Genomic DNA, 12,160 nt, shown 5'->3' on the forward strand with positions numbered 1-12,160 from the left:
ATAAAAATGAAAAACACATATCGCACTACCTCGCTCTTGTACGCATTGCTGCTGCCGGCGGCCGCGCTGGCGCAGGACGCAAGCCAGGGCGCCGATGCGCAGGAGCTGGGTGGCGTCATCGTCACCGGCACGCGCCAGTCCGGCCTGAAGGCCGCCGACAGTCCGACGCCGATCCAGATCATCGACGCCGGCGCGCTGGAGCGCAGCGGCCAGGCGGGGCTGATCGAGGCGCTGGTGCAGAACGTGCCGGCCTTCACCTCGGACGCCAAGGGCGGCGACGCTTCCGCGCTGACGCTGGCGGCCCGGCTGCGCGGCATGAGCCCCAACCATACGCTGGTGCTGGTGAACGGCAAGCGCCGCCACGGCACCTCGAACCTGAACGTGTCGGCCGGCGCCTTCCAGGGCGGGGCGGGCGCGGACCTGGGCTTCATTCCCGTGTCGTCCATCGCCCGCATCGAGGTACTGCAGGATGGCGCGGCGGCGCAGTATGGTTCGGACGCGATCGCTGGCGTCATCAACATCATCCTGAAAGATAACGCGGAGGGCGGCAGTGCCGGCGGAGAGATCGGCCGCTACTACGATGGCGGCGGCAACACCAACAACGTGGCCGTCAACGCCGGCTTCCAGCCTTGGGGCAGCGGCTTCCTGAACGTCAGTGCCGAAACCAAGTACCACGGCCACAGCGACCGCAGCGACTTCGATGCACGCTTTGTCGCGCCGCAGCTGACGGCGGCCAATGCGGCCGTCAAGCAGGTGGAGGGCTACCCGTATGTCAACCACACGTTTGGCGATGCGCGCGTGCGCCAGGATGTGTTGTCGGCCAACGCAGCCATCGACGTGGGCGGCGTGCGCCTGTATGGCCTGGCCACCTACGGCAGCAAACAGGCGGAGGCGATACAGAACTATCGCGGCCCATCCACCGCGCCCACCGTCTACCCGCTGGGATTCAGCCCGGTGGAAACCCACGATGAAAAAGACTACGCGCTGACGCTGGGCGTGAAGGGCGCCACGGCGGGCTGGAACTATGACTTGAGCAGCACCTTCGGCCGCGACAACGCTTCGGTCGGCAATATCGATTCCATCAACACCCAGCTGCTGAAAGACACCGGCAGTTCGCCGACGCGTTTCTACGAAGGCTTTCTGAAGGCCAGCCAGGCCAGCACCACGCTGGACATCAACCGCGATCTGGACGTGGGCTGGAGCGGGCCGCTGAACCTGGCGCTGGGCCTGGAGCATCGCGTGGACAGCTACGCCATCGGCGCCGGCGATGCCGCGTCCAGCTACCGTGGCGGCGCGGCGGCTTTCCCGGGGTACTCCGCCAGCGATGCGGGCAGCCATAGCCGCCACAGTAACTCGGCCTACATCGATCTGGCCGGCTCGCCGCTGGAGCAGTTGAAACTGGATGCGGCCGTGCGCGCCGAACGCTTCAGCGATTTCGGCAACGCCGTCGTCGGCAAGCTGACCGGCCGCTACGATCCGCAACCGGGCCTGGGTTTGCGCGGCACCGTTAGCAACGGCTTCCGCGCACCGACGCTGGCCGAGGACTACTACTCGGCGACGACGGTGTCGCCGACCACGGCGTCGGTGATACTGCCGTCCGCCTCGGCCGCTGCGCGCTTGCTGGGACTGCCGCCGTTGAAGGCGGAGAAGTCGCAGAACATCAGCCTGGGCGTGATCGCCCGGCCGTCGGCGAAGTTGAGCGCATCGCTGGACCTGTACGTCATCAAGGTGCGCGACCGCATCCTGCAAAGCGGTACGCTCAACGGCTATTTGAACGGCGTGCTGCAATCGCCGGTGGTCAACGCGGCGATTGCGGCCAACGGCAACATCATCCCGGCCGGGATCACGACGTCGGGCGTGTCGGTGTATTCGAATGCGGCCGACACGCGCAACACCGGCGCCGATCTGGTGCTGGGCTATGCGTCCAACTACGGCGGCTGGGGGCAGGTGGATTGGAGTGCGGCGGCCAACGTCAACCGCGCCAGGGTGACGGATGTGAAGGCGGCGCCTGCGCAGCTGTCCGGCCAGGCGGTGCTGGACCAGACCGCGCGCAGCTATCTGGAGGACAGCGCGCCGACCTATCGCGTGAACCTGGGCGCGCTGTGGCGCAGCGGTGGCTGGACCGTGAATCTGCGCGAGAGCATCTTTGGCTCGTCGTCGTATGCGGCCACGCTGGATAACAAGACCTACTACGAGAACCGCAGCGGCACCAAGTTCCTGACCGACCTGGATGTGACGCGGCAGTGGACCAAGGCGTGGTCGTTCAGCGCCGGTGTGCGCAATCTGTTCAATGTCTATCCGGATCAGCTGAACGGCGACTATCGCAAGGCGCTCAACGCGGCAGGGCGGCAGAACGTGGCGCAGTATGCGTCGTTCTCGTCGATCGGCATCAACGGCGCCTATTACTACGGCAAAGCGGCTTACCGCTTTTGAACAGGAGCGCAGACACGATGAAGACCACACTGGCGCGACGCAGGGTATTGCAGGGACTGGGCATGAGCATGCTGGCGGCGACGCAGACGGTGCACGCGGCGCAGGCGGGTAAGGCAGGCGGCGCCGTCGACCGCGCCATCGCGCCGCTGCCGGCCGCTCCGACCGGCGACCCGACCGCCATCGCCACCGACGAACACTATTGGAGCCAGGTCGCCCGCCAGTACAGCGTGCGGCGCGATCTGCTCAATCTGGAGAACGGCTTCTACGGCATCATGGCCCGCCCGGTGCTGGCCGAGTACCAGCGCAACGTCGCCTACCTGAACGAGCATAACTCGGTCTACCTGCGCCAGGGCTTTGCCGCCGATGCCGAAACCGCGCGCCGCCGCGTGGCCGCTCTGCTGGGCGTGTCGCCGGAAGAAATCGCGTTGACGCGCGGCGCCACCGAGGCGCTGCAAAACCTGATCGCCAACTATCGCGGCCTGCGCCCCGGCGACACGGTGATGTACGCCGACCTCGATTACGACGCCGCCCAGCAAGTGTTCGATTCTCTGCAAGCGCGGCGCGGCGTCAAGCTGGTGCGCATCATGCTGCCCGAACCGGCCAGCCGCCAGTCCGTGATCGACACTTATGCGCAGGCGCTGCAACGCAACCCGGGCACCAAACTGCTGCTGCTCACGCACGTCAACAACAAGACCGGCCTGGCCTTGCCGCTGGCCGAACTGACCGCGCTGGCCCGCGCCCAAGGCGTCGACGTGATTCTGGACGCGGCCCATGCGCTGGGCCAGATCGACTTCCGCCTGGCCGACCTGGGCGTGGACTTCGCCGCCTTCAACCTGCACAAATGGATAGGCGCACCGCTGGGCGTGGGCTTCCTCTACATCCGCAAGGAGCGGCTGTCGTCGATCGCGCCGCACCTGCTGGGCGAGGGCGTGGATGAAGACGATATCCGCAGCCGCGTCCACTCCGGCACGACCAACACGGCCAACGTGATGACGGTGGCGGCGGCCATCGATTTCCAGCAGCGCATAGGACTGGCGAACAAGGCCGCCCGCCTGCGCTATCTGCGCGACTATTGGGTGAAGGGTGTGGCGGGAGTGAAGGGCTTGAACATCCTGACGCCGGACGAACCGGGCATGGCCGGCGCGATCACGTCATTCCGGCTGGCGGGCCAGACCGGCAAGGCGGCCAATCAAGCGATCGCCGCGCGGCTGCTGAAAGAGCATGGGATATTTTCGGTGCAGCGCGGCGGCGTGGAGGCGGGCGATTGCGTGCGTATCACCCCGTCGCTGTTCACGCAGCCGGCCGACCTGGACCGGCTGGTGTCAGCACTGCGGCAAATCAGCCGCGCTTGAGCGGCGCTTCCGCCTGATCCGCCGAACCGGTCTTCTGGTCCAGCGTGATGTCGATGCGGCGCGGCACGCCGCTCTGGCCGGGGAAGCCGGTGAAGGCGCTCTGCACCAGCGCCGGCATCACGTGCGGCGTGGCTTGCACGCGGCTGGTGTTTTGCACCGTAACGTCGTACAGCTTGCGGCCGTCCGTGCCGTTGATGGTCACGCGCAGCTGGCGCTGGTATTCATGCTTGACGCGCTCTTCCACCACCAGCGGGCCGTAGTAGCGGAACGGATCGTAGAAGTACGGGCGATAACCCCAGCGCGAATAACCCCAGCCGCCCCAGCCGTAACGGCCGTAGCCATGGCCCCAATATGGCCCCATGAACGGATCGTCCGCTTCCAGCACCCGCACGGCGTGGTCGATGGTGCTGAACTTCATGCTAACGAGCAACTTCGGCTGCTGGCCGTCGCTGGCCTGACGGAAGCCCAGCTTGCCCAGTTCATTGCTTACAAGCACTTGATAACTACGGTATTCCAGCGTGTCGTCCGCGCCCTGCGGGGCTTCGAACGCATAGGATTTGTCCTGGATGTCGGCCGGCCAGGCGTTGAAGGCGGTGACGTCGCTACGGATGGTGGTGGCGCAGCCGCTCAGCAGTACCACGGCGGCGGTCGCCAGTATGGCAAGATATTTCATGATGTTGACCCTCTCGGTTCAGACGGTGTTTTCCAGTACTAAGTTTACGACGCTAGCCCCGGTCCTGCACGATTATTACAGATTGTTACGGCAAGGTGGAAACCAGCAACTTATCGGGCTGATTCCCGGCCGATCTGGCCCCCTTGCAGGCAATTCGCCCGTCCTCCTGCTGCCGGTATTGGTAAAATAGGCTTTTGCCTACGTCACCAGAGTCCACCAATGCGAACAGACAGCAGTCCACAGACGATATTCCGCAAAGATTACACCGCTCCCGCCTATCTGGTTGAAACCGTTGAACTCGGCTTCGACCTCGACCCGGATCGCACCGTGGTCGCCAACCGCATCACGCTGCGACAGAACCCGGCAAGCCGGAGCCATGACATCGTGCTGCACGGCGAAGAGATCGAACTGGTGGCGTTGCGCATGAACGGCAAGCCGCTGGCGCCGACCGAATATCACGTGGACGGCGGCATGCTGACCATCCGCAAGGCCCCGTCCAAGGTGGTGCTGGAAATCGAAACGCTGTGCGCGCCGGTGCAGAACACCACGCTGTCCGGCCTGTATGTCTCGAACGGCAATTTCTACACGCAGTGCGAGGCCGAAGGCTTCCGCCGCATCACCTATTTCCCGGATCGTCCGGACGTGATGGCCAAGTACACCGTGATGCTGCGCGCCGACAGGGCCGCCTATCCGGTGCTGCTGTCGAACGGTAACCTGATCGAGGAGGGCGAGCTGGGCGACGGCCGCCACTACGCCAAGTGGGAAGACCCGTTCAAGAAACCGTCCTACCTGTTCGCGCTGGTGGCCGCGCGCCTGGTGTGCCAGGAAGAGCGCTACACGCTGCAGTCCGGCCGCGAAGTGCTGCTGCAGGTGTGGGTGGAAGAGGGCAACCTCGACAAGACCGACTACGCCATGCAGTCGCTGAAGAATTCGATCCGCTGGGACGAGGAACGCTTCGGCCTGGAGCTGGACCTGGACCGCTTCATGATCGTCGCCGTCGGCGACTTCAACATGGGCGCGATGGAGAACAAGGGCCTGAACATCTTCAACACCAAGTTCGTGCTGGCCAACCCGCGCACCGCGACCGACATCGACTACGCCGGCATCGAAGCGGTGGTCGGCCACGAATACTTCCACAACTGGACCGGCAACCGCGTGACCTGCCGCGACTGGTTCCAGCTGTCGCTGAAGGAAGGCCTGACCGTGTTCCGCGACCAGGAGTTCAGCGCCGACATGATAGGCACCGATTCCGGCCGCGCCGTCACCCGCATCGATCAGGTGCGCACGCTGCGCCAGGCGCAGTTCCCTGAGGATGCCGGCCCGATGTCGCATCCGGTGCGTCCCGACTCCTTCGTCGAGATCAACAACTTCTACACCGTCACCGTGTACGAGAAGGGCGCCGAAGTCGTGCGCATGTACCAGACCCTGGTGGGCCGCGACGGCTTCCGCAAAGGCATGGACCTGTACTTCAAGCGTCACGACGGCCAGGCCGTCGAATGCGACGACTTCCGCGCCGCCATGGCCGACGCCAACGGCCGCGACCTGCGCCAGTTCGAGCGCTGGTACTCGCAGGCCGGCACGCCCATCGTCACCGCGCGCACGCGCTACGACGCCGTCAAGCGCCACTTCGACATCATCCTCAGCCAGCGCGCGCCTGCGTCCGCCGGCCAGGCCGACAAGCTGCCCTTCCACATTCCGGTGGCGGTCGGCCTGCTGAGCGCCAGCGGCAAGGATCTGCCGTTGGTGCTGGAAGGCGGCAAGCACGCCAAGGGCGCCACCACGGTGGTGCTGGAGTTGACCGAGCAGGAGCAGATCTTCCGCTTCCGCCAGGTCGACGAGCGGCCGACGCCATCGATCCTGCGCGACTTCTCGGCGCCGGTGATACTCGAATACGACTACACCGACGACGAACTGCTGCACCTGTTCAGCCATGACAGCGACCCGGTCAACCGCTGGGAAGCGGGCCAGCGGCTGGCGATGGAACGCCTGCTGAAGCTGACCGCGCAAGTGGCGGCAGCCGGCGGCAGCGACGCCCATCTGAAACTGGACGCCACCTTCATCAACGCCCAGCGCGCCGTGCTGACCGACGAGACGCTCGACCCGGCCTTCCGCGAACTGGCGCTGATACTGCCGTCGGAAACCATCATCGCCGAGCAGATGGACGTGGTCGATCCGCAAGCGATCCACACCGCGCGCCAGTTCATGCGCCGCACCATCGGCGCCGCGCTCAAGCCCGAGCTGCTGGCGCAGTACCACGCCAACCAGACGCCCGGCGCCTACAGCCCGGACGCACTGTCGGCCGGCAAGCGCGCGTTGAAGAACCTGTGCCTGTCCTACCTGATGGTGGCGCCCGACATGGCGGAGTTGAAGCTCGCGCAGCAGCAGTTCGAAAAGGCCGGCAACATGACCGACCGTTCCGCCGCGCTGGTATCGATGATCCACAGCGGCGCCGAAGCGGGCCCGTACCTGAAGAACTTCTACGAAGATTTCGAAAGCGAAGCGCTGGTGATCGACAAATGGTTCGCCATGCAGGCCGCCGCGCCGACCACCGATGTCGCCGCCGTGCGCAAGCTGATGCAGCATCCGGCCTTCACGCTGAAGAACCCGAATCGCGCGCGCAGTTTGATCTTCAACTTCACCAGCAACAATCCGTCGCAGTTCCACGCGGCCGATGGCAGCGCGTATGAATTCTGGGCCGAGTTCGTCATCAAGCTCGATGCGATCAACCCGCAGGTAGCGGCACGCCTGGCGCGCGGCATGGACCGCTGGCGCCGTTACGCGCCGGCGTTGCAGGCGAAGATGAAACGCGCATTGGAAAAAGTCGCCGGCCGCGCCAAGCTTTCGAACGACGTGCTGGAAGTGGTAACAAAAGCGCTGGAAAATTAATTAAAACAACCCAAGGGAAATCATGAAACGCATCAGCCTCACACAATATCTGGTGGAAGAACAGCGCCAGAACAACTCGATCCCGGCCGAACTGCGCCTGCTGATCGAAGTGGTCGCGCGCGCCTGCAAAACCATCAGCCACTCGGTAGGCAAGGGCGCGCTGGGCGAAGTGCTCGGCACCGCCGACACCGAGAACATCCAGGGCGAAGTGCAGAAGAAGCTGGACATCATCTCCAACGAAATCCTGCTGGAAGCGAACGAATGGGGCGGCCACCTGGCGGCGATGGCGTCGGAAGAGATGGAATCGATCCACCCGATTCCTAACCGTTATCCAAAGGGCGAATACATGCTGCTGTTCGACCCATTGGATGGCTCGTCGAACATCGACGTCAACGTCTCCATCGGCACCATCTTCTCGGTGCTGAAGGCGCCGGATGGCATGGGCCAGCCGACCGAAGCGGACTTCATGCAGGCAGGTAGCAAGCAGGTGGCCGCAGGCTACGCCGTGTACGGCCCGCAGACCATGCTGGTGCTCACCACCGGCAACGGCGTCAACTGCTTCACCCTGGACCGCGAGATGGGTTCGTGGGTGCTCACCCAGCGCAACATGCAGATCCCGGCCAAGACCAAGGAATTCGCGATCAACATGTCGAACCAGCGTCACTGGCATCCGCCGGTGCAGCGCTACATCAGCGAACTGCTGGCCGGCGACACCGGCCCGCGCGGCACCAACTTCAACATGCGCTGGATCGCCTCGATGGTGGCCGACGTGCATCGCATCCTGAACCGCGGCGGCATCTTCATGTACCCGGCCGACACGCGCGACACGTCGATGCCAGGCAAGCTGCGTTTGATGTATGAGGCGAATCCAATGGCCTTCATCGTCGAGCAGGCAGGCGGCGCGGCCACCGACGGCCAGACCCGCATCATGGACATCCAGCCGCACAAGCTGCACCAGCGCGTGCCGGTGTTCCTGGGTTCGCGGGATGAAGTGGCGGTGGTGACTGGCTACCACGCAGGCTGAGAAGCTTCAAAATCGCACAAAGCAATGACATTTTTGCAGCATGGCTAAAATTTATCGTGTTGGGACTAGCGTGTAGCAAGAAATATTTGTTAGAATGTGCGACTTCGCCGCTTTAGCTCAGTTGGTAGAGCAGTTCATTCGTAATGAAAAGGTCGCCAGTTCGATTCCGGCAAGCGGCACCAGAACACAGCAGTAAAAAGTATTAAGAAGTCGAAAAACCCGCTTCCTCCCTAGGAGAAGCGGGTTTTTTGTTGTCCTTGAAAATCCGAAGGGTTAACATAAAATCAAGGAGGTATACCGACATATTTGACGGTATCTCGTTGCTGAGCTCGATTTTGTATACCGACAGGGGAGGGCTGCCATATCACTCACTGACACCTTTGTTCGATTCGCCAAGGCAAGCAAGCCGAGCGGGGACAAGCATTACGACGGCGGCGGACTCTACATTCACGTCAAACCGCAGGGCAAGTACTGGCGGTTGGACTACCGATACCTGAACAAGCGCAAGACGATGGCGCTGGGCACCTATCCCGAGGTCGCCCTAGCCAAGGCGCGCAAGCGGCGCGACGATGCGCGCGTGCTGCTGGCCGATGGCATCGATCCGGCGGAAGCCAGGCGCGAGGAACGTGAGGCGAAACTGATCGCCGCCAGTCACACCTTCGAATCCGTCGCCCTCAAGTGGCTGGCGATGCAGGCCAAGATGCGCTCCGCCAGCACCCAAGACAAGGTGATGGCCTGGCTGCAGCACGATGTGTTCCCTCATATAGGCAAGCGGCCGATCTCTGCGATCAAGCCTCGTGACGTCCTTGGATACAGCAAAGAGGAAATGACAGGCCATGGTTTCCGCGCGATGGCCCGCACGATGCTGGATGAAGTGCTAGGGGAGCGTGTCGCACTGGGACGCCTTTATTGATCTCTGGACGCTAGAAGAAGGCAGTAGTGACTTGGTGTTGCAGGTTCATGTATCGGAAGTAGCCAGTGAACATGTCGTGACCGTCTACATGGTCTACGTGCCTTGATACTTGGCGGTTAAGCGAGAAGCAGAAGAATGCGCCAAGCCATAACTGGCTTGTGGTGAAGGTTCGCATCCTGGCGGCGAAATCTGCCTTCCAACCGGCAGCCTCTGTCAGATACCGCCCATTGCCGCCCCCATCTTCAACAATTCACCGATGAAAAGTGGTCGTATTGAGAGCCCAATCGACGATTTGTTCAGGGCTCGGGTCGTAGTCGTTCATCGGTTTTCCGCCTCCCCATGTGTCGCTATTGTGGTCGTAGTCGGCCGGATAGAAAATCAGATTCGATGCGTGTGGCCGTGGCACGTTACAGTCGAACACAGCCATGTATGCCTCATGCAACCCACTCCGATCAGGTTTCATCGCGCGCCGGACAATTTCGACAAGCTCTTCTCGAGTAACATCGGGCACTGGTTTAATGCGCTGTTTGCGTAGCACCCTCCGCACAAAGTTAGTGTGGTTTTCACTTCCGTAGACTCCTTGAAAAAAGTTCACTGGAAGTTCAGTCCCTGCGAGTTTGTTGAACTCGGCGCACTGCGCCTGACTTGGATTGCCGTCGATGGCATCCGCAAGTTGGGCGAGCCGATCAACAAGTTGCTCATCGAGTTGTGGAGGTGTTAGTTCTTGCCGAAGTTCCATATGTTCGCTTTGAAAAGCCGACGTTTTAGAAAGACCGTTACTGGTAGTACAGAGTCGTACCTGCTCGGAACAAGTAGCGCACTCATGGCTCACCGGCCCAGTCTTTATGGTCCCGAATCATTCCAGTATCAGCCCATGCAGCAATGCTTGTATAGATGGTGGTGATGGGCCAAGGTAAACGCTCAGTCCCTTTGCTCCAGGTGAGGTGCACGTCAGCCACCCTACCTGTCCCGTCTAGAATCTCGAAGAGGGCGTCATCGCCATTTCCACGGCCAATCAAGCGCACAGGCAACCCATGCATCACATGTTCCGGGCCAACCTCTAGTGCCAATTGTCTCTTGAATGAGTCGCGAAATGCTTGAGGCAACTCGTCGGTTGGCCACCACGGTTCTAACCATTCCATTACGCGCCTTCAAATTTAATGTACTTAACGGGCACTGATTCAGTTAGCCACACACCATTTTCAGAAAAATAGAACGCGATGCCATCGTGATGCATTTGTTCAGCAAGGACGCTCAAAACTAGGGGTTTGCCATGGCGCGTTCCTACCGTAACAGCGACTTCAATCGAAGAAGACAGATGTACGTATTGGCGAGAACCGCGCAGCAGTCCATCCTTACGAATAGACGCCTCAAAACGCGTTGCCGTTCCATGGAATAGATGAGATGGCGGCACTTGAGGATCAAGTTTCAGTTCAACCGGAATGGAGTGTCCCTGATTTGCACGAATTTTTGTACCGTTGTCGTTGATGGCGAAGCGCTGCTTGTCACTTGTGGAGACAACCTCAAGTAACAACTCTCGTGAGAGATCGCGGCCTTTAGCGTTAGCAGAGGAAATAAGTTCTTCTATATCTGCCCATCCTTCGTTATCGAGTCTTAAGCCAATAGTCTCCGGGCTATGGCGGAGGATCAAGCTCAAAAACTTACTAGCCTGCTCAATATGCTTCGACATTCAAAAATCCTGCTGAGGTTGTTGATTAGACCGGCGCTAACAGTAACTAGTAGCCCGTATGACTGACCGCAAATGGTCGTTTCAGTCGCCGGTGAGTTTAGCTCATTTGACGGCCTCGCGGATAATCTGCTCAGAGCGACGTCTAGCTTATGCTTGCCGACATCTATCTCAATGGCAGTAGCTTCCTTTGTCCATGGCTTTCCCTCCTCGTATGCAGGCTTGCGTGAACTGCGGTAGCCTCAGATACTGTCCGGACTTTCAGATGGAAGCGGGCAATGGCTCCAATCTGACAAGCAGGGTTGAACCCTAATATCAAGTTATGTGTCACCTTGCCGAGCCGTGCAATCTCAGGAACACCTTACCACTGGGCCAGCACTCTCAATTACGAGATCAAGCCCGAGCTGGTACAGATCACGGCAGCTAGGGCGATTGACGTTGCTTCACGGTGCGCAGCTTGACCTTGAGTTCGACCCATTCCTGCACCTCACTTTGAAGCCAGGCCACGGAGCGCACTGAAATCCTGATCGGCTCGGGGAACTGGCGCTCCTTGATGTTGTTGTACAGGGTGCTTCGGGACATTCCGCATCCGCAATACTTCCTTCAATCGAATCAAACGAATGGTTTCGGGGAGACTGTCGTAGGTTCTCATGTTGTCCTCCAGTGGTGGTTGTCTCTGTACGATACGATGCACCGTTGTCCGTGCAAGCGCCAACCGAAATCAGGGCGGTTATCGCGGGCCATTCTCTATCAGCGTTCGACAAATAAATCGGCGAGAATTTTTTATCGGTGATGCAGGCGCGATGCCAGGTGGAGGACAATATGCTTTTCGACGCGAAGGATCGCCCTTCGCGCATCTTGGCATCGCGCCAGGCGTAGCGCTCGTCACGCGCCCTTAGTCAGTACATCTAGATTGGACTCGCCTGTGAGCGAACCCGCGATCAGCCAGGACTGGCTGCATCCTTATTGCGCATCCTTCCCCTGAGGGCGATGCGCGTCACATCGTGCGCCTTCACGCACTGTCACCACCTCACGCGGCGATCTGCCGCCGCGTGCACGTCGAAGCGCCGCGCTAGTCCGCGGCGCAAACCGCGCGTCGTTACTGGCGGCCTGCTGCCAGTGACGACGCGCTAGCAACCAAGCGCTATATGGGCTCCGCCGCTGTTTTCTCAGTGACGCAGGCCAGTGACAG

At 61.2% G+C, this 12,160-nt stretch carries 11 protein-coding genes and 1 tRNA gene; 7 read left to right on the forward strand and 5 right to left on the reverse strand.

Going from position 1 to position 12,160, the window contains the following annotated elements; translation table 11 throughout:
- Nucleotides 1-6 precede the first annotated feature (6 nt).
- Complete coding sequence (locus GEV02_RS17450) at nucleotides 7-2,433, forward strand: TonB-dependent receptor plug domain-containing protein (RefSeq protein WP_152839176.1); 2,427 nt, start codon at nucleotides 7-9, stop codon at nucleotides 2,431-2,433.
- Between the two features lie 17 nt (nucleotides 2,434-2,450).
- Nucleotides 2,451-3,785 carry an aminotransferase class V-fold PLP-dependent enzyme gene (locus GEV02_RS17455; RefSeq protein WP_152839177.1) on the forward strand — a complete coding sequence of 445 codons (1,335 nt, stop codon included), beginning with the start codon at nucleotides 2,451-2,453 and terminating at the stop codon, nucleotides 3,783-3,785.
- On the opposite strand, the gene GEV02_RS17460 is transcribed toward GEV02_RS17455, so the two are convergent.
- On the reverse strand, nucleotides 3,772-4,458 hold the full coding sequence (locus GEV02_RS17460) for a DUF4136 domain-containing protein (RefSeq protein ID WP_152839178.1): 687 nt from the start codon (nucleotides 4,456-4,458) through the stop codon (nucleotides 3,772-3,774). The genes GEV02_RS17455 and GEV02_RS17460 overlap by 14 nt on opposite strands.
- A 219-nt stretch (nucleotides 4,459-4,677) precedes the next feature.
- Between GEV02_RS17460 and pepN the strand changes: the two genes are divergently transcribed.
- From pepN to GEV02_RS33890, 5 genes are all read left to right on the forward strand, one after another.
- The gene (gene pepN / locus GEV02_RS17465; protein WP_152839179.1) at nucleotides 4,678-7,344 is read left to right on the forward strand and encodes an aminopeptidase N; all 2,667 of its coding nucleotides are present in this window, start codon (nucleotides 4,678-4,680) and stop codon (nucleotides 7,342-7,344) included.
- A gap of 22 nt (nucleotides 7,345-7,366) precedes the next feature.
- On the forward strand, nucleotides 7,367-8,368 hold the full coding sequence (locus GEV02_RS17470) for a class 1 fructose-bisphosphatase (RefSeq protein ID WP_008451744.1): 1,002 nt from the start codon (nucleotides 7,367-7,369) through the stop codon (nucleotides 8,366-8,368).
- Nucleotides 8,369-8,474: 106 nt separating this feature from the next.
- Nucleotides 8,475-8,550 (forward strand) — tRNA-Thr (locus GEV02_RS17475).
- A gap of 179 nt (nucleotides 8,551-8,729) precedes the next feature.
- Entirely contained in the window at nucleotides 8,730-9,281 is a 552-nt protein-coding gene (locus GEV02_RS33690) for a site-specific integrase (RefSeq protein WP_328595842.1), read from the forward strand.
- A 34-nt stretch (nucleotides 9,282-9,315) separates the two neighbouring features.
- Nucleotides 9,316-9,387: a hypothetical protein gene (locus tag GEV02_RS33890; RefSeq protein WP_456320529.1), complete on the forward strand. Its 72-nt coding sequence runs from the start codon at nucleotides 9,316-9,318 to the stop codon at nucleotides 9,385-9,387.
- 144 nt (nucleotides 9,388-9,531) lie between these two features.
- On the opposite strand, the gene GEV02_RS17485 is transcribed toward GEV02_RS33890, so the two are convergent.
- From GEV02_RS17485 to GEV02_RS17500, 4 genes are all read right to left on the reverse strand, one after another.
- Nucleotides 9,532-10,020, reverse strand: a complete 489-nt coding sequence (locus tag GEV02_RS17485) for a hypothetical protein (protein ID WP_152839180.1) — start codon at nucleotides 10,018-10,020, stop codon at nucleotides 9,532-9,534.
- 82 nt (nucleotides 10,021-10,102) lie between these two features.
- Nucleotides 10,103-10,423: a hypothetical protein gene (locus GEV02_RS17490; protein WP_152839181.1), complete on the reverse strand. Its 321-nt coding sequence runs from the start codon at nucleotides 10,421-10,423 to the stop codon at nucleotides 10,103-10,105.
- A complete protein-coding gene (locus GEV02_RS17495) occupies nucleotides 10,423-10,971 on the reverse strand; it encodes an RNA 2'-phosphotransferase (RefSeq protein WP_152839182.1) in 549 nt (182 codons plus the stop codon). The genes GEV02_RS17490 and GEV02_RS17495 overlap by 1 nt, the downstream gene beginning before the upstream one ends.
- A gap of 420 nt (nucleotides 10,972-11,391) precedes the next feature.
- The gene (locus tag GEV02_RS17500) at nucleotides 11,392-11,550 is read right to left on the reverse strand and encodes a helix-turn-helix transcriptional regulator (RefSeq protein ID WP_235922813.1); all 159 of its coding nucleotides are present in this window, start codon (nucleotides 11,548-11,550) and stop codon (nucleotides 11,392-11,394) included.
- Nucleotides 11,551-12,160 lie beyond the last annotated feature (610 nt).

Origin of the sequence: Rugamonas aquatica, assembly GCF_009380215.1 — a bacterium.
In the GTDB taxonomy this organism is placed as follows: Bacteria; Pseudomonadota; Gammaproteobacteria; order Burkholderiales; family Burkholderiaceae_D; genus Rugamonas; species Rugamonas aquatica_B.

Coding starts and splice junctions, on each gene's coding strand:
- GEV02_RS17450 (WP_152839176.1), top strand. CDS start 7: ATGAAAAACACATATCGCACTACCTCGCTCTTGTACGCATTGCTGCTG.
- GEV02_RS17455 (WP_152839177.1), top strand. CDS start 2,451: ATGAAGACCACACTGGCGCGACGCAGGGTATTGCAGGGACTGGGCATG.
- GEV02_RS17460 (WP_152839178.1), bottom strand. CDS start 4,458: ATGAAATATCTTGCCATACTGGCGACCGCCGCCGTGGTACTGCTGAGC.
- pepN (WP_152839179.1), top strand. CDS start 4,678: ATGCGAACAGACAGCAGTCCACAGACGATATTCCGCAAAGATTACACC.
- GEV02_RS17470 (WP_008451744.1), top strand. CDS start 7,367: ATGAAACGCATCAGCCTCACACAATATCTGGTGGAAGAACAGCGCCAG.
- GEV02_RS17485 (WP_152839180.1), bottom strand. CDS start 10,020: ATGGAACTTCGGCAAGAACTAACACCTCCACAACTCGATGAGCAACTT.
- GEV02_RS17490 (WP_152839181.1), bottom strand. CDS start 10,423: ATGGAATGGTTAGAACCGTGGTGGCCAACCGACGAGTTGCCTCAAGCA.
- GEV02_RS17495 (WP_152839182.1), bottom strand. CDS start 10,971: ATGTCGAAGCATATTGAGCAGGCTAGTAAGTTTTTGAGCTTGATCCTC.
- GEV02_RS17500 (WP_235922813.1), bottom strand. CDS start 11,550: ATGTCCCGAAGCACCCTGTACAACAACATCAAGGAGCGCCAGTTCCCC.